At 72.4% G+C, this 17,514-nt stretch carries 11 protein-coding genes; 4 read left to right on the top strand and 7 right to left on the bottom strand.

Annotated features, from left to right (window positions below; genetic code table 11):
- Nucleotides 1-3: 3 nt before the first annotated feature.
- Entirely contained in the window at nt 4-1,173 is a 1,170-nt protein-coding gene (locus Q7A36_RS02575; RefSeq protein ID WP_305102081.1) for an epoxide hydrolase, read from the bottom strand.
- A gap of 118 nt (nt 1,174-1,291) precedes the next feature.
- On the opposite strand from Q7A36_RS02575, the gene Q7A36_RS02570 reads away from it, so the two are divergent.
- From Q7A36_RS02570 to Q7A36_RS02560, 3 genes are all read left to right on the top strand, one after another.
- Entirely contained in the window at nt 1,292-1,720 is a 429-nt protein-coding gene (locus Q7A36_RS02570) for a hypothetical protein (RefSeq protein ID WP_305102080.1), read from the top strand.
- A gap of 126 nt (nt 1,721-1,846) precedes the next feature.
- On the top strand, nt 1,847-3,793 hold the full coding sequence (locus Q7A36_RS02565) for a PhoX family protein (RefSeq protein WP_305102079.1): 1,947 nt from the start codon (nt 1,847-1,849) through the stop codon (nt 3,791-3,793).
- A 148-nt stretch (nt 3,794-3,941) separates the two neighbouring features.
- Nucleotides 3,942-4,379 carry an NUDIX hydrolase gene (locus tag Q7A36_RS02560; RefSeq protein WP_305102078.1) on the top strand — a complete coding sequence of 146 codons (438 nt, stop codon included), beginning with the start codon at nt 3,942-3,944 and terminating at the stop codon, nt 4,377-4,379.
- A gap of 6 nt (nt 4,380-4,385) precedes the next feature.
- Here the strand turns inward: Q7A36_RS02560 and Q7A36_RS02555 are convergent, their stop codons facing one another.
- From Q7A36_RS02555 to Q7A36_RS02535, 5 genes are all read right to left on the bottom strand, one after another.
- The gene (locus tag Q7A36_RS02555; protein ID WP_305102077.1) at nt 4,386-7,799 is read right to left on the bottom strand and encodes a DEAD/DEAH box helicase; all 3,414 of its coding nucleotides are present in this window, start codon (nt 7,797-7,799) and stop codon (nt 4,386-4,388) included.
- Between the two features lie 33 nt (nt 7,800-7,832).
- Nucleotides 7,833-8,162 carry a carboxymuconolactone decarboxylase family protein gene (locus tag Q7A36_RS02550; protein WP_370655627.1) on the bottom strand — a complete coding sequence of 110 codons (330 nt, stop codon included), beginning with the start codon at nt 8,160-8,162 and terminating at the stop codon, nt 7,833-7,835.
- 84 nt (nt 8,163-8,246) lie between these two features.
- Entirely contained in the window at nt 8,247-10,592 is a 2,346-nt protein-coding gene (clpA, locus tag Q7A36_RS02545; RefSeq protein WP_305102075.1) for an ATP-dependent Clp protease ATP-binding subunit ClpA, read from the bottom strand.
- 200 nt (nt 10,593-10,792) lie between these two features.
- Nucleotides 10,793-11,140 carry an ATP-dependent Clp protease adapter ClpS gene (gene clpS / locus Q7A36_RS02540; RefSeq protein ID WP_226606351.1) on the bottom strand — a complete coding sequence of 116 codons (348 nt, stop codon included), beginning with the start codon at nt 11,138-11,140 and terminating at the stop codon, nt 10,793-10,795.
- A gap of 289 nt (nt 11,141-11,429) precedes the next feature.
- Nucleotides 11,430-12,140, bottom strand: coding sequence for a phasin family protein (locus tag Q7A36_RS02535; protein WP_305102074.1), 711 nt, complete (start codon nt 12,138-12,140; stop codon nt 11,430-11,432).
- A 397-nt stretch (nt 12,141-12,537) separates the two neighbouring features.
- Between Q7A36_RS02535 and Q7A36_RS02530 the strand changes: the two genes are divergently transcribed.
- Nucleotides 12,538-13,725, top strand: coding sequence for a D-alanyl-D-alanine carboxypeptidase family protein (locus Q7A36_RS02530; protein ID WP_370655626.1), 1,188 nt, complete (start codon nt 12,538-12,540; stop codon nt 13,723-13,725).
- Nucleotides 13,726-13,953: 228 nt separating this feature from the next.
- Here the strand turns inward: Q7A36_RS02530 and Q7A36_RS02525 are convergent, their stop codons facing one another.
- On the bottom strand, nt 13,954-17,391 hold the full coding sequence (locus Q7A36_RS02525; RefSeq protein WP_305102073.1) for an ATP-binding protein: 3,438 nt from the start codon (nt 17,389-17,391) through the stop codon (nt 13,954-13,956).
- Nucleotides 17,392-17,514: the final 123 nt, after the last annotated feature.

Raw genomic sequence — 17,514 nt, 5'->3', positions numbered from 1 at the left:
TCTCTATGCCCTCCTCAGGTCGCGGAAGAAGGCCTGCACCTCGGCGGCCAGCGTCGCCGGCTGCTCCAGCGCGGCGAAATGCCCGCCCTTCTCCATGACGGTCCAACGCCGGATGTCCGTGTAGCTTTGCGCGGCGACGCTGCGTGGCGGCCGACGGATCTCGCGCGGGAAGGCGGCATAGCCCATCGGCACATCCACCGTGCGGCCCGCCGGGATCGGCCAGGGGCCGTGCAGGCGCGCGTAGTAGGGCCAGAAGGAGGCGCCGATGCAGCCGGTGAACCAGTAGAGCGCGATATTCGCCAGCAGGCGGTCGCGCGGCACCGCGCTCTCGATGCTGCCGTCATTGTCGGTCCAGCCGTGGAATTTCTCGACGATCCAGGCGGCGAGGCCGGCCGGGCTGTCGGTCAGCCCGAAGGCCAGGGTCTGCGGCTTGGTGCCCTGGATCCACTGATAGCCGGTTTCCTCCTTCACCCAGTGCGCCGCCTCCGCGAAGTAGCGCGCCTCCTCCGGCGTCGGGTCGGCGGGCGGCGGCAGGTCGGGGCGGACCGACAGCAGGTTGATGTGGATGCCGAGCAGCTTGTCGGCATGCTCGACCCCGAGGCAGGACGCGGTGAAGCCGCCCCAGTCGCCGCCCTGCGCGGCGAAGCGGCGGTAGCCCAGCACCTCGGTCATCAGGTCGGCCAGGCAATCGGCGATGGCGGGGACGCCGAAGCGCGGCTGTCCCGGCGTAAAGGAGAGGCCATAGCCGGGCAGCGAGGGCGCGACGACGGTGAAGGCGTCCGCCGGGTCGCCGCCGAACGCGGCCGGGTCGGTCAGGCGGGGGATGATCTCGAGGAACTCGTAGACCGAGCCGGGCCAGCCATGCATCAGCAGCAGCGGCGTCGGGTTGGGTCCCTTCCCCTGGACGTGCAGGAAATGGACGTCGATGCCGTGCAGCGGGACCTTGAACTGCGGGAAGGCGTTGAGCGCCGCCTCCTGCGCCCGCCAGTCGAAACGGTCACGCCAATAGGCGACGAGGTCGGCGAGGTAGTCCACGCTGGTGCCATAGGCCCAGGGCTGGCCGGGCGGCGTCGGCGCCTGGTCCGGCAGCCGCGTCAGGGCCAGCCGCGCCTTGAGGTCGGCGATGGCCTGGTCCGGAATGGCCAGCGTGAAGGGCCTGGGCTGCTCCGCCATGGACCGGTTCCTCCTGCGTTGCGGCGCAGGATGGCGCGGCCGGCGCCGAGGGGGAAGCCCGGCCCCTTCCCCATCCTTGGCAGCATGCGCACATGCCGTCGAGCCGAAGGAGGCCCCGATGACCGAAGCCTGGCAGTACCAGATCCGGATCACCATGACCGACGCGCTGGCGGAACTGGCGCGCCACAGCCCGGAGGACCCGGCCCTGCGGCCGCTGATGGAGATCCTGGCGCGACACGACGCGAAGCCGGTCAGCCAGCTCGACGCCTTCGAGGCCTATGTGGCCGAGGCGGAGCGGCAGGGACCGGACCGCTTCCCGCTGGCCCGCTGGACCAAGGCGACGGTCGAGGATCCGGAGAAGCGGCGGAAATACGCCAAGGCCTTCACCCTCTATGTCGGCGGCGAGGAGGTCTACGCGAAGGAGGCGGCCGATGCGCTGGAGGCGGCGCTGCAGCCCCTGGTCGGCGGCGCCCTGGTGACGCGCCTGTCCAAGCACGACACCAACCCGGCCAACAACCCGCAGATGCCGGCGCAGTACCGGAGCTGACCGGCGGCGGCGCGCGCCCCGCCGGGTCGGGCGCCGCCTGTCATCGCCGTGTCGCTGGACAACCGGGCGGGCCGGGGGCCAGATCGCGCCGCCGTTGCGGCAGCGTGCGACAGCCAGGGACCGACCATGACCGAGACGCCCGAGACCCCGATCGAGATCGAGGATATCGGCTCCAACCCCGACCCGCGGCGGCCGATCGGCGAGCTGATCGCGGAGCGCCTCTCCCGTCGCGGCGTGCTGGGCGCGGCCGGCGCCGCGGCACTCGCCGCCGCCCTGCCCGCGGCGGCGCAGGACAGCGGCAATACGCCGAATGGCGGCCCCTCCTCCCTGCAATTCCCAGAGCTGCGGCACCAGCTCTCGCAGCGCGACGCGGTCGCCGAGGGGCACGAGATCCAGGTGGTGATCCGCTGGGGCGACCCGATCCTGCCCGACGCGCCGGAGCACGACCCGCACAACCCGAGCGCCGAGGCCCAATCGCGCCAGTTCGGCTACAACAACGATTATCTCGACTTCTTCCCGCTGCCGCAGGGCAGCCGCTCCTCGGAGCGCGGCCTGCTGGTGGTGAACCACGAATACACCAATACCAACCTGATGTTCCCCGGCCTCGGCACCGGGCCGGAGGCGCGGCGGCGCCTGACGGCGCAGCATGCGGCGATCGAGCGCGCGGCCATGGGGCTCTCCGTGGTGGAGGTCCGCCGGCAGGACAACCGCTGGTCCTATGTGAAGGACAGCCGCTGGAACCGCCGCATCACCGTCGAGACGCCGATGCGCATCAGCGGCCCGGCGGCGGGACATGCGCGGATGAAGACTGCCGAGGACCCGACCGGCACGCGGGTGCGCGGGACCATGAACAACTGCGCCGGCGGCAATACGCCCTGGGGCACGGTCCTGACCTGCGAAGAGAATTTCAACATGTATTTCGGTGGCGAGGCCGCCGTCAGCGGCGCCCAGGCCGCGGCCTACAAGCGCTACGGCATCCAGAAGGAGCCGGTCTATGGCTGGCACCGCTTCGATGCGCGCTGGAACCTCGACGCCACGCCGAATGAGCCGAACCGCTTCGGCTGGGTGGTCGAGTTCGACCCGCATGACCCGGAGAGCGTGCCGGTGAAGCGCACCGCCCTCGGCCGCTTCAAGCACGAGTGCTGCACCCATGCCGTCAACCCGGACGGCCGCGTGGTCTTCTATTCCGGCGACGACGAGCGGTTCGATTATGTCTACAAATTCGTCACCGCGAAGCCCTGGAACCCGCAGGACCGCGCCGCCAACCGCGACCTGCTGGACGAGGGCACCCTCTACGTGGCGAAGTTCGAGGCCAATGGCACGCTGCGCTGGCTGCCGCTGGTGCAGGGCCAGGGCCCGCTGACCGCGGCGAACGGCTTCGCCTCGCAGGGCGACGTGGTGATCGAGGCGAGGCGCGCCGCCGACCTGCTGGGCGCGACGCCCATGGACCGGCCGGAGGACGTGGAGACCAACCCGGTCAATGGCCGCGTCTACGTCATGCTGACCAACAACGGCAACCGCACGGCGGAGAAGGTGGACGCCGCCAACCCGCGCGCCCGCAACATCCACGGCCATGTCTTGGAGATCATCCCGCCCGGCGCCGGCACCGCCCGCGTCGACCACGCGGCGGAGGAGGCGCGCTGGGGCATCTTCCTCGCCGCCGGCAAGCCGGGCCTCGACCCGGGCGCGCAGTACCACCGCGCTACCAGCGAGCAGGGCTGGCTCTCCTGCCCCGACAATTGCGCCTTCGACAGCAAGGGGCGGATCTGGATCGCCACCGATGGCGCGCCGGAGGCGGCGGGCGTGGCGGATGGCCTCTATGCCGCCGACACCGCCGGCCATGGCCGCGGCCTGACGCGTCTCTTCTACCAGGCGCCGACCGGGGCGGAGGTCTGCGGGCCGCGCTTCACCCCCGACGACCGGACGATCTTCCTGGCGATCCAGCATCCCGGCGAGGAGGCCGGCAGCACCTTCGAGCGCCCCTCCACCCGCTGGCCGGACTTCCGGGAGGGCGCGCCGCCGCGGCCCTCGGTGATCGCCATCGTCCGCAAGGATGGCGGAACCGTCAGCTAGCCGACATCCGCCCCAGGGTCCTGCCGCTCGGCAGGACATTGAAAACAGTACGACTTGGCTTCGACCGACGTTAACGACAAACTCAAGGTTCATCCGTTTGCAACGGCAAGCGGGCATGACATTGGGGTAGGATCGTCAGTCGAGAGCGATGTCAGGCAGGAACCCCTCGCGCCGCAGGCGCCAATGTGCCGCGCTTCCCATCTCCCGCCAGGGCGGGGAGGTCCGGGTCATGCTCGTGACCAGCCGGGAGACGCGGCGCTGGGTCCTGCCGAAGGGCTGGGTGGAGAAGCGCTGCACCCCGGCCGCCCAGGCGGCGCGCGAGGCCTTCGAGGAGGCCGGCATCCGCGGCCGCATCGGCAAGGTCCCGCTCGGCCGCTATGGCTACGCCAAGCGGCTGGCCGATGGCACCTGCCTGCCGGTCGAGGTCGAGGTCTATGCGCTGGAAGTCGAGTCGCTGCTCGACCACTGGCCGGAGCAGGACGAGCGTGAGCGCCGCTGGTTCACGCCGGCGGAGGCCGCCGAGGCGGTGCAGGAGGGTGATCTCGGCAGCCTGCTGCTGAGCCTGGCGACGCCGCGGGCGGCCTGAGACCCGTCACGCCGCGGCGAAAAGCTCCTCCACCTCCGCCTCGGTCAGCTTCAGCGCCCCGCCCTCCTCCGCGCCCAGCACGGCGGCGACCAGGGCGCGCTTCTTCTCCTTCAGCTCCTCCATCTTCTCCTCGATGGTGCCGAGGGTAACGAGGCGGTGGACGAAGACCGGCTTCTCCTGCCCGATGCGGTGGGCGCGGTCGGTGGCCTGGTCCTCGGCCGCCGGGTTCCACCAGGGATCGTAGTGGATGACGGTATCGGCTGCCGTCAGGTTCAGCCCGACGCCGCCGGCCTTCAGGCTGATCAGGAAGACCGGCACCTCGCCCGCCTGGAAGCGGCGCACCGGCGTCGCGCGGTCCTTCGTGCTGCCGGTCAGCAGCAGATGCGGGATGCCGGCCTTGTCGAGCGCCGTCTCGATGAGGGCCAGCATGGAGGTGAACTGCGAGAAGAGCAGCACCCGCCGCCCCTCCCCCAGCAGCACGGGCAGCAATTCCAGCAGCCGCTCCAGCTTCGCCGAGCCGGCCTTCTCCGAGGACTTCATCTTCAGCAGCCGCGGGTCGCAGCAGGCCTGCCGCAGCTTGAGCAGGGCGTCGAGGATGATGATGCCCGAGCGCGCCAGCCCCTTCTCCGCGATCGCCTGCTTGACGCGCGCATGCATGGAGAGGCGGATCGCCTCGTAGACCGCGCGCTGCGGCGCCTCCATCTCCACCGGCTCGGTGATCTCGGTCTTGGGCGGCAGCTCCTTCGCCACCTCCTCCTTGGTCCGGCGCAGCAGGAAGGGACGGATGCGCCGGTGCAGCGCCGCCTGCCGCTGCGGGTCGCCATGCTTCTCGATCGGCGTGCGGTAGCGGGCGCGGAAGTCCTTGGCGCTGCCGAGGAAGCCGGGGGCGAGGAAGTCGAAGAGCGACCAGAGCTCGCCGAGATGGTTCTGCAGCGGCGTGCCGGAGAGGCAGAGGCGCTGCCCCGCGCGCAGCCGCAGCGCCTGGCGCGTGGTCTCGGCATTCGGGTTCTTGATGGTCTGCGCCTCGTCCAGCGCCACCAGGTGCCAGTCCTGCGCCGTCAGCGCCTCCTGGTCGCGGACCAGCAGCGGATAGGTGCTGATGACCAGGTCGTGCTGCGCGATCTCGCCGAAGCGCGATTTCCGCTGCGGCCCGTGCAGCGGCAGCACCTTGAGCGTCGGCGCGAAGCGCGCGGCCTCCCGCGTCCAGTTCGGCACCAGGCTGGTCGGGCAGAGGATCAGCGCCGGGCGGTCGAGCCGGCCGGCCGCCTGCTCGATCGCCAGATGCGCCAGCGTCTGCACCGTCTTGCCGAGGCCCATGTCATCCGCCAGCACGCCGCCGAGCCCGGCCGCGCGCAGGAACTGCAGCCAGGCGACGCCCTGCTGCTGGTAGGGGCGCAGCGTGCCGAGGAAGCTCGCCGGGACCGCGGCCTCGGGGATCCGGCCCTCCGCCGCGCGGAGCTGGGCGCCGAGCGCGCGCAGCGCCTCCCCGCCCTGCCAAGCGATGCCGGATTCGGCCTCCAGCCGCGCCAGCTCCGCCGCGTCCTGGCGGGTGAAGCGCAGCCCGCCCGAGCCGCCATCGAAGGCGCCCTCCTCGAACAGCTCCTCCAGCACCCGCAGGATCGGCAGGATCTGCTCGCGCGGGAGCTGCAGCAGGCGGCCATCGGGCAGCGGCAGGACCAGCGGCTCGGTATCGGCCTCCGCGTCCTCCGGCAGCAGCGCCGCGCCGGCCTGCAGCAGCCGCACCAGCACGGGGACGAGGTCGATGCGCTCCCCGCCGACCGTCACGCCGAGATGCAGGTCCAGCCAGTCGATGCCGGAGCCTTCCTCGAGCCGTGCCTCGAGCGGCCCCTCGGGCTCGATCAGGCGGATCGGGAAGTCGGGCGCGACCTCCACCTCCCAACCCGCCGCGCGCAGCGCCGGCACCTCCTCCTGGAGGACGAAGATCCAGTCGGGCGCCTCCTCCTCCTCCCAGTCGTCATCCGACAGCACGAAGGCATCGCCCTGCGGGGCGATCAGGCCGAGCGTCGTCCCGACCATCGGTGCGAAGCCGATGCCCTCCAGCCGGCGCAGGGCGGCGCGCTCCGCCGTCTCGTCGCGGCGCAGGCTGTAGAGCCGGCCCTCCCGCGCCACGGTCGCCGGCCCCCGCGGGCCGCGGGCCCAGGGGACGACCACCGGGCCGTAGCGGAAGCCGAGGCGGGCGATCGGCACCGCCTCGTCCTCCTCGGGGTTATCGCCGAAGATGCCGCGGCCGCGCGGCAGGGACGGCAGCTCGAGGGCGGTGAGGAGCAGGCGCGGCACCGGCGGGCCCTGCAGCGGCTCGGCCGGTTGCAGGGCGGCCGGCAGGGCGACGGCGGGTGCCGCGACGCGCTTCGACAGCGCCTCCTGCACCACGGGCACGACCTCCGCCGGGATCGGCGGCGCCGCCAGCAACTCGCCCGCCAGATGCGGCGACAAGCCGAGATCGACCGGCCCGGCCAGGCCCGCCGCCGGGTCCACGTACCAGGGCTGCGGCAGGGCGAGGCCGGTCACGCCCTCCTCCAGCCGCAGGGCCGGGCGCTGGCTGCCGTCCGGCAGCAGGTCCCAGTCCAGCCGGCCGGGGCGCGGCGGACCCTCGGCCAGGGCCGGGCCGTGCGGGTCCTGCCAGCGGGCGCGGCCGGTGGCCAGCATCCGCCGCAGCAGGTCGGGCAGGTCGTGCTGCGCCAGCCGCTCCGGCGTCGCGTAGCGGAGCGGCGACAGGCGCTCGAGGATCGCCCGGTCGGAGGGCCGGAGATAGGCGGCGGCATGGCTCATATGCGCGCCGAAGTCGCGCATCGCGCCGAGGCTGCCATCCTTCTTCAGGTTGACGACCATGGGCCGGACCTCGGCCGCAGGCAGGCCGCCGGGCCGGCGGGTGAGGCCGACGACATAGAGCAGGCGCTGGCGGACGGTGGCGGGATAGGCTTCCGGGTCCTCGGCATCCTCGGCGCCGATGCGGCGGAGCCATTCCGCGACCTGGTAGGGCAGCGCGGGCTCGGCGGGTCTGGGCGGGACGGCGGGCGCGCGGATGACCACGGGCGGCACGGGCGCGGTGCGCGCGTCGGTGCGGCGCGGCGGCGGAGATGGCATCGCCTGCTCGCGCGCCGCGATCAGCACGGCCGCGACATGCTTGCAGTTCAGGCCGACGGGGCAGGTGCAGGTGCCCTGGAAGGGGGTCGCCACCGCCTTGCCGGGCCGCAGCCGGACATGCTGCGCATAGGGCTTGCGTGCCGTGCCCTTGACCTCGGCCTCCAGCACCAGCCCGTCGGCCGAGCGCGTCAGGCGGCGCACCCGGCCGGCATGGGCGTATTCGTAGCCGGCCTTCAGCGCGGCGCGGGTGACGCCGCGCAGGATCTCGTCGTCGCTCGGCAGGGGCGGCAGCGCGGCCTCGGCGGTCCCGGTCATGCCGCGCATCCTGCCGCCGGACGCGGCGCCCGGCTACTCCCCGGCGGCGTCCAGGACATGCAGCGCATAGGTGAAGGCAGCGCCCGCATTCAGCGCAATGGAGACGCCGAGGGCCTCGGCCATCTCCTCCCTGGTCGCGCCGGCATGCTTCGCCTTGCGGACATGCGCGTCGATGCAGCCGTCGCAGCGGGTGGTGATGGCGACGGCCAGCGCAATCAGCTCCCGCGTCTTGGCGTCGAGGTGCTGCGTGCTGGCCGCGCCGCGGTTCAGCGCGCCGAAGCCCTTGACCAGTTCCGGATGCAGCGCGGTCAGCGCCTTGCCCTGGTCCCGCGCCGCGGCGTTGTAGGCGCCCCAGTCCTTGATGCCGCTCATGCGTCTCTCCCCTCAACAGCAAAGGGCGCGGGGTATGGCCCCGCGCCCCTGCATAACCCAGTCCGGGACCGTCAGTTACTCGACGGCCTCGGGCTCCTTCTCCGCCTCGCCGTCGCCTTCCTCGGGCTTCGGCAGGGCGGGCGGCGCCGCCTCGACATATTCGAAGGCCAGCTCGCCGTCCTTCAGGTTCACCTTCACCGCGCCGCCCTTGACCAGCTTGCCGAAGAGCAGCTCCTCGGCCAGCGGCTTCTTGACGTGCTCCTGGATCACGCGGGCCAGCGGCCGCGCGCCGTAGAGCGGGTCGAAGCCCTTGTCCGCCAGCCATTCCTTGGCGGCCGAGGAGAGCTCGATCGTCACGTTGCGGTCGGCGAGCTGCGCCTCGAGCTGCATGACGAACTTCTCGACCACGCGGCCGACGATCTCCGGCGTCAGGCCGGAGAAGGGCACCACCGCGTCCAGCCGGTTGCGGAACTCCGGCGTGAACATGCGCTGGATCGCCTCCGTGTCCTCGCCGACCCGCGCCTCGCGGCCGAAGCCGATGGCGGGCTTGGCCAGGTCCGCCGCGCCCGCATTCGTCGTCATGATCAGGATGACGTTGCGGAAATCGACGGTCTTGCCGTTGTGGTCGGTCAGCTTCCCGTGGTCCATGACCTGCAGCAGGATGTTGTAGAGGTCCTGGTGCGCCTTCTCGATCTCGTCGAGCAGCAGCACGGCATGCGGGTGCTGGTCGATGGCATCCGTCAGCAGGCCGCCCTGGTCGAAGCCGACATAGCCCGGCGGCGCGCCGATCAGGCGGCTGACCGAGTGGCGCTCCATGTACTCCGACATGTCGAAGCGGATCAGCTCGATGCCGAGGGTCTTGGCGAGCTGCTTCGCCACCTCGGTCTTGCCGACGCCGGTCGGGCCGCTGAACAGGTAGTTGCCGATCGGCTTCTCCGGGTCCCGCAGTCCGGCGCGGGAGAGCTTGATCGCCGCCGAGAGCGTCTCGATCGCCTTCTCCTGGCCGAAGACCATCGACTTCAGGTCGCGCTCGAGGGTCTTGAGCGTCTCCTTGTCGTCGTTGCTGACGGTCTTCGGTGGGATGCGGGCGATCTTCGCCACGATCTCCTCGACATCCTTCAGCGTGACGGTCTTCCGCCGCTTGTTCTCCGGCAGCAGCATGCGCGAGGCGCCGACCTCGTCGATGACGTCGATCGCCTTGTCCGGCAGCTTGCGGTCATGGATGTACTTGGCGGAGAGCTCGACCGCGGCGCGGATCGCCTCCGGCGTGTAGCGGACCTTGTGGTGCTTCTCGTAGTTGGTCTTCAGCCCCTGCAGGATCTTGACCGCATCCTCGAGGTTCGGCTCGTTCACGTCGATCTTCTGGAAGCGGCGGACGAGGGCCCGGTCCTTCTCGAAGTAGTTGCGGTATTCCTTGTAGGTGGTGCTGCCGATGCAGCGCAGCGTGCCCTGGGCCAGCGCCGGCTTCAGCAGGTTGGAGGCATCCATCGCGCCGCCAGAGGTCGCGCCGGCGCCGATCACGGTGTGGATCTCGTCGATGAAGAGGATGGAGCCGGGCTGCTGCTCCAGCTCGTTCACCACGGCCTTCAGCCGCTCCTCGAAATCGCCGCGGTAGCGGGTGCCGGCCAGCAGCGAACCCATGTCGAGCGCGTAGATCGTGGACTTGCCCAGCACCTCGGGCACGTCGCCCTCGATGATGCGCTTGGCCAGGCCTTCCGCGATGGCGGTCTTGCCGACGCCCGGATCGCCCACATAGAGCGGGTTGTTCTTGGTGCGGCGGCAGAGGATCTGGATGGTCCGCTCGATCTCCTGGTCGCGGCCGATGAGCGGGTCGATCTTGCCCTGCTGCGCCTTCTTGTTGAGGTTGACGCAGTAATTGGACAGCGCGTCCTGGCCGCGGCCGCGGGCGGGCTTCTCCTCCTTCTCCTGCTCCTCGTTCGAGGCGGTGGAGGGCGTGCCCTGGACGGGCCGGCTCTGGGTGCGGCCGGGCGCCTTGGCGATGCCGTGGGAGATGAAGTTCACCGCATCCAGCCGCGTCATGTCCTGCAACTGCAGGAAGTAGACGGCGTGGCTCTCGCGCTCGCTGAACAGGGCGACGAGGACATTGGCGCCCGTCACCTCGTCCCGGCCGGAGGACTGGACATGGATGGCCGCGCGCTGCACCACCCGCTGGAAGCCCGCGGTCGGCTTCGGGTCGCCGGCGCGCTCCGTCACCAGGCCGGCGAGGTCCTTGTCGAGGAACTCGGTGAGGTCGCGCTTGAGCTTCTCGGTGTCCACGCCGCAGGCGCGCAGCACGGTGGAGGCATCGGTGTCGTCGGTCAGGGCGAGAAGGAGATGCTCCAGGGTCGCGTATTCGTGCCGGCGTTCATTCGCAAGGCCGAGGGCGCGATGGAGCGTCTGCTCGAGGTTGCGTGACAGCATGCTAGAGACGCTCCCAATGAGAACCGACGTCCCGGACATCGCCCGGAGGCGCCGGGGGGTTTCCCCGGTTGAACATCTTGGCCCGTTCGCTCCCTTGGGCATCCCCGCCGTTTGGCGGGGTGGCCGGCGCCGACAGTGTCCCCCGGGCGGACGGGTACGACGGAGTCATTCCTGCGTCACCACGACATCCACCGCCCGGGTCACTCCTTCTCGATGGTGCATTGCAGCGGGTGCTGGTTCTGGCGGGCGAGGTCCATCACCTGGGTGACCTTGGTCTCGGCGACCTCATAAGTATAGACCCCGCAGACGCCGACTCCGCGCCGATGCACGTGCAGCATGATGCGCGTCGCCTCCTCCCGGTTCTTCTGGAAGAAGCGCTCGAGGACATGCACGACGAACTCCATCGGCGTGTAGTCGTCGTTCAGCATGAGCACCTTGTACATTGCCGGCTTCTTGGTGCGCGGACGGGTCTTGACCACCACGCCGGTATTGGGCGTGGTGTCGCCGGGCGTGTTCCCTCCGTTCGGTCGCTTGTCCTGGTCGCTCATCGAAATTCCTGGTGGGCAGGGCGCTCGCCTGGCTGAGGGCATCCCGGGGCCGGCCGAAACCCGTCCCCGGACAAGGATACCGCCGCGCATGCCGCAAGGTGAAGGGCTACGCGCAGCCTCGCGTGAAGATATGGGCGCCTGGCGCGGCCGGCGGAAGAGCGGTGCCTGAAACGACAAGGGCCCGGCCGGGCCGCCCGCCCCCCGAAGGAGGCGCGGGCGGCCCGTGCCGGGCCCGGCGCATCCCAGGCCTTTCTGGCCCGGGGCAGTTCTCAGGCCGATGACGGCCCGATCAGGCCGCGATCGGCTTGGAGAACTTCTCGACCGCCAGCGTCATGCGGGCGGAGATCGGGGCGAAGGACGCCTCGGCCAGCTTCAGCGCGGCCTCCTGCAGCTTCGCCGTCTCGGTGAAGGACTTCTCCATCGCGGCGCGGGCGTAGGAGGCCTGGATGTCGGCCGCCTCCTTGAGGGACTTCACCGAGCCGAGCGCCTTGGCGCCGGCGACGGTGTGGTCGGCCAGGCCCTGCACCAGGGCGAAGGTCTGCTTGCCGAGGTCCTGCACGCCGGCGACATAGACCTGGGTCGCCTTCGCCACCGCCTCGAGATTGCCGCGGCCGAACTCCGCCGCCTCTTCCGCCGCCTTGAACAGCCCCTCGGCCGTCTTCGTCGCCTGTTCCATCGTTCTCTCCACTGGTTCGCGCATCCGCGCGGGAACTGTCACGGTCATGCTGCCGGCCTGCGGGATGGCCGGGGTCTCCGGTGCGGCCAGTTCGGCCGTCTCCGGTGCGGCCAGTTCGGCCGTCTCCGGTGCGGCCAGTTCGGCCGTCTCCGGTGCGGCCGGTTCGGCCGTCACCGCCACGGCCGGTACGGCCGCCGCTGCCACTGCCGGGACCGCTGCCTCGGCGGCCTCGACCACGGTCGGCTCGGCTTCGGTCACCCCGGCCGCGGCGATCGATACCGGTGTCTTGGCATCGGCCGGCCTTGCCTCGGTCACGCTCGCCACAGCCTTGCTCCTTCGCGCCGCCACGGTTCGCCTCGCCTTCGACCGGCGCCGCTCCGGGGCAGGACCCCCATTGGTGCGCCGTTTTGCTGCACTGCAACATCGCGGTTCTAAACCTCCCGACCTCGTGCGGGCAAGAAAGATTTTGCACTGCAGCAAAACATTCTTGGTCACAGCTTCGAGAGGTCGGCAACCCTTTGCTCCGGTCGCTGCGGCTTGCCACCAAGGCCGCGAACCAGGCCTGCGAGATTCGCCACACCACTGCACCACCGTAACGCAAGTTATTGCTTCCTAAAGGTTCTTGTTCCATTCCGGTGGACAGTCGCGCATGTGACACCTTATCGTGTGGTCGATTTGTCGGCATGCCGGGGGGGCGGTGCCGCGCATCAGGGGGCTATCCATGTCTGGCACCAGCGCGATCCTGCGCTCCAGGGCGGTTGCCGCCCTTATGCTCGCGTCTGGGTTGGGGATCGCCTCCCCCGCTCTCGCTCAGATCGGCGGGGAGCGCTATGCCGCCATCGTCCTGGATGCGCGCAGCGGCAATACCCTGATCGCCGCCAATCCCGATGAGCGGCGCTACCCCGCCTCGCTCACCAAGATGATGACCCTCTACATGGCGTTCGAGGCGCTGAAGGACGACCGGATCGAGCTCTCGACGCCCGTCCCCGTCTCCTATTCGGCGGCTTCCATGGCCCCCTCGAAGCTCGGCCTGACCCCTGGCATGAGCCTCACGGTCGAGGAAGCCATCCTCGCCCTGGTCACCAAATCCGCCAACGACGCCGCCGCCGCCCTCGGCGAACTGCTCGGCGGCGGGTCGGAGGACCGCTTCGCGCAGATGATGACGCTGAAGGCCCGCTCCTTGGGCATGCGCAACACCACCTTCCGCAACGCCTCCGGCCTGCCGGATATCGACCAGGTCTCGACGGCGCGCGACATGGCCCTGCTCGGCCAGCGGCTGATCAAGGACTTCCCGGACCGCTACACCTATTTCTCCACTCCGCATTTCGTCTTCCGCGGCCGGACGCACTGGAACCACAACCGGCTGCTGCAGGAATACGACGGCGCCGACGGCATCAAGACCGGCTATGTCGACGACAGCGGTTTCAACCTCGTCGCCTCCGCGCAGCGGGAGGGCGTGCGCCTGGTCGCCGCCGTCTTCGGCGGCCGCACGGGGCGGGAGCGCGACCGGCACATGATGTCGCTGCTCGACCAGGGCTTCACCAGCCTCGGCGTTGCCACGCCCGAGACGCCGATGGCGCGCCGCGCCCTGCCCGGCCTGCTGGCCAGCGCCCAGGCCGCGACCCCGCATGGCGGCTGGCGCACCGCGGCGCGCGCCACCGGCCGCGCCGTCGCCGCCCGCGCGGCCCCGGCACCCAAGGCCACCGCCTTCCGCCTGCAGGAGAGCAGGCCGGCCCTGCTGCGCATGGCCACGACCCGGCCCGCGCGCGCCGCCGCCCGGCCGGAGCAGGGCGATACCAGCCGCGTCACTGCGCCGGCCAAGCGCCAGGCGGTGACCTTCACCAAGCCGGCGGAGAAGCCGGCCGCGAAGCCGCAGAAGACCGCCGCCAATACCCGCCGCGCCGGCTGAGCCGGCCCGATGACCGCAGCGCTGCGCGGCGCGGAGGCCTGAACCGGCCGGCCCGACGGGCAAGGCGCCCCTGCCGCAGGCGGCCCCTTGCGGCTCTGGCGCGAGGCGCTGAAGCGGCCGCTCCGTCCGATGGGCGATGCCGTCCATCCCGCCTTCCGGCCAGGCGCCGCACGCGACGGCATCGCGGCCTCTCCCGCCAGCGGACCGGCGCTGGGCCACGCCGGGGCGTCAACGGGCCGGGACCGGCCCCGCGGCATAGTCGGGATCGCAGGGCGGCCTCCCCTCCGGCTCCTCCGGCCCGGGGCCCAGTTCCTCCATCAGGGCCTGCACCTCAACGAGGTCAGCGAAACCGAATCCTTCCGTGAACCGGCGCCAGACCGGGCCGAGCAGGCCGCGCGCCGCCGCCATCCGGCCCCGGTCGCGCCAGAGCCGCGCCAGCGAGACCGCCGCCCGCAGCTCCCACAGCAGCGCCTGCTGCGCCCGCGCCACGCCGAGCGCGCGGCGGAAGCTCGCTTCGGCCTCCCCGCCGGGGCGGAGCCGCAGCAACTCGCCGCGGATCCGGTGCAGCTCCGCCTCCTGCACCCGGTCGCCGCCCGCCTCGGCCAGCGCCAGGGCCTCCGCCACCCGGTCCAGGCCGCGCGACACCCGGCCGGTCCGCCGGCAGGCATCGGCGACCAGGCCGAGGGCGTGCAGCACCACCGTGCCGGCCCCGCTCGCGCGGTAGTCGGCCAGCGCCTCCTCCATGCGCGCGATGCCCTCCGCCGGATCGCCCTCGGGATGCGCCGCCAGGGCCCAGCCGCGATAGATCCGGGCGACGTCGCGGAAGGCCGGGGCCCGCTGGTTCAGCCCCTCCAGCGCCGCGGCATGCCGCAGCACGGCCTCCGGGTCGCGGGCGAAGCAGTGGAAGGCGCAGCCGGCCGAGGTGAGCGCCGTTACCTGCGCCTGCACGTTCTGCAGCGCCTCGGCCTCCGCCAGCGCCGTCCGGCTGCAGGCGGCGCCCTGCTCCGGCCGGCCGAGCAGGAGGAGGGTATTGGCCTGCCAGACCAGCGCGCCGATGCGCGTGTCCATCGGGAAGCCGGCGCCGACGGCCCGGTGCCGGCCGGCCTCGAAGCGGTCGAGCACGCGCCGCAGATGCGTCTCCGCCGCCGCCAGCCGCCCCTGCTTGAACAGCGCGTAGCCCAGCACCCGCTCCGCCGAGAGCTCCCCGGCGGCATCGCCCGCGGCCCGGGCCCGCTGCAGCATCTCCTCCGCCAGCCGTCCCGCCAGCTCCGGCGCGGCCCGGTTGATGTGGTGCACGGCGAGCCCGCCGAGCAGCGGGACCAGCCGGGCCGTCTCGCCGAGGCGGCAGGCGAGATCGCAGGCCCGGGCATAGGCCTCGCCGCCCGCGCTCGCCGCCTGCCCTTCCAGCCAGGTGAGGGCGACGGCCAGGGTGGTGCGCAACTCGAGCTCCAGCCGGTCCCGTGCGGCATCGCAGGGCAGGCCCTCGAGCAGTTCGAGCGCGGCGGTGAGCTGCGCCCGCGCCTCGCGGAGCGCCAGCCGGGCCGCGGAGCGCTCGCCGGCGCGGCGGTAGAGCGCGATCGCCTCCCGCGCATCGCCCGCCGCGGCGCGGTGGCGCGCCAGCACCTCCGGCGCGCGCTCGGCGAGTTCGGGCCTGAGCCGCGCGATCGCCTCGGCGGCGCGGTGGTGCAGGAGCCGCCGGCGCTCCCGCAGCAGGGTGCCATAGGCGGCGTCCTGCAGCAGGGCATGCCGGAAGGCGTAGCGCGCGGCGGGCGGCGTGCCGATCCGGTGCAGCAGGCCGGAGGCCTCGAGCTGCGCCAGCCCCTCCTCCAGCCGCGCCGGCGGCAGGGCGGCGACCTCGGCCACCACCGGGTAGGTGAACTCGCGCCCGAGGACCGAGGCGGCCAGCGCCACCTCCCGCAGCGCCGGCGCGCGGTCGAGCCGCGCCATCAGCGAGGCCTGCAGGCTGGCCGGCACCGCGAGCGGCGGCAGCGGCCCCTCCAGCACCCAGCGGTCCTCCTCCTCGCGCAGCAGCTCGCCCTCCAGCACGGCGCGGCCGAGCTCCTCGACGAAGAGCGGCACGCCGTCGCTGCGCGCCAGGATCTCCGCCTCCAGCTCGGCCGGCAGCGGCTTGCCGCGGGTGAGGCGGCGGAGCAGCAGGGCGTGCTCGGCCACCGTCAGGCGGTTGACCTGCAGCGGCGTGACATGCGGGTGGCCGAGCCAGGCGGAGGCCTCGAATTCCGGCCGGTGGGTGACGACCAGCAGGCAGGCGATCGCCATCCCCTCGGTCACCAGCAGGTCGAGCAGCTCGCGGGTCGTGGGGTCGATCCAGTGGGCGTCCTCGACCAGCACCAGCAACGGCCGGCGGGCCGCGAGCGCGCGGATGCGGGTGGCGAGCGCGGCCAGCAGCACCTCCCGCCGCTTCTGCGGCGCGGGGTCGGGCGCCGGCCAGCGGCCGAGGGTCGGGACGGAGAGCAGCTCGGCGATCGCCGCGACATGCTCGGGCGGCGGGGCGAGCGGCAGCAGGATGGCCTCGAGCTTGGCCAGCCGCGCCTCCGGCGGATCCTCCGGCAGCAGCCCGGCGGCGCGCTCCATCCGCAGGATCACCGGCTGCAGCGCGCTGTCCCGCGCCTGCGGCTGGCAGGAGAAGGTGAGCGCCCGGTGCGGCTCCCCGGATTCGGCCAGCGCCTCGCGCAGCGTCGCGGCGAGCCGGGACTTGCCGATGCCGGCTTCGCCCCGCAGCAGCACCACCTGCCCCTCCCCGGCGCGGGCGCGGCGCCAGCGGCGGAGCAGCAATTCCAGTTCCTCCTCCCGCCCCACCAGCGGCACCGCGAGGCCGCGGCGCAGCGCCTCGAAGCGGCTCTCGACGCTGCTCTCGGCGAGCGCGCGGGAGGGCAGCACCGCCTCGCCCAGGCCCTTCAGCGCCTGCGGCCCCAGCGCCTCCCAGTCGAAGAGGGTGCCGGTGAGGCGGCGGGTGACGGGGCAGGCCAGCACGGTGCCGGGCGCGGCCATGGCCTGCAGCCGTGCCGCGAGGTTGGGCGTGGCGCCGACCATGGCGCGCTCGCGCGCCTCGCCCTCGCCCAGCAGGTCGCCCACCACCACCTCGCCGGTGGCGATGCCGACGCGGGCGACCAGTGGGCCGGCGGTGGGCAGGTCGAGCCCGGCGACGGCGGCCGTCGCGGCGAGGCCGGCGCGCACGGCGCGCTCCGCATCGTCCTCCCCGGCGCGCGGCCAGCCGAAATAGGCCAGCACGCCGTCGCCGAGGAACTTGGCGATGTAGCCGCCATGCGCCTCGATGACGGCGGAGACGGTGCGGTGATAGCCGGCCATGGCGGCGCGCAGGTCCTCGGGGTCGAGGCGGGCGGCGAGCGCGGTGGAGTCGGCGAGGTCGCAGAAGAGCACGGTAACCCGCCGCCGCTCGGCCGCGGCCTCGGCCGGCGGGTCGGCCAGCGGGTCGGGCGGTGCCGCGGGCAAGGGCGCGGACGGTCCGCGCAGGGCGGCGATGGCATCGAGCAGCCGGCGGCGATGGCCGACCGAGGCGACGCCGATCTCCTTCAGGTCCTCGGCCGTGAGGGAGGGCAGCAGCCCGGGGTCGATGTTGTTCCGCCCGAAGGCCTCGACATAGTGGTCGAGGCCGAGGCTCCGCAGCCAGGCCGCGATCTCGGTCATGGCGGCCTGCGCGGGGTCGTGGGCGGTAGGCCTGGTGGACGACGTCGGTCGCGCGCCATGCACGCCTCCTCCGCTGCCGGCATCACCGGATCGGCGCACCCTACCCTCTGGATATCGTACACA

The sequence above is a fragment of the Paracraurococcus lichenis genome, from assembly GCF_030657435.1.
GTDB classification, from domain to species: domain Bacteria; phylum Pseudomonadota; class Alphaproteobacteria; order Acetobacterales; family Acetobacteraceae; genus Paracraurococcus; species Paracraurococcus lichenis.
Note: the sequence above shows the minus strand (reverse complement) of the source record. Positions and strands in the feature narration are given on the sequence as shown.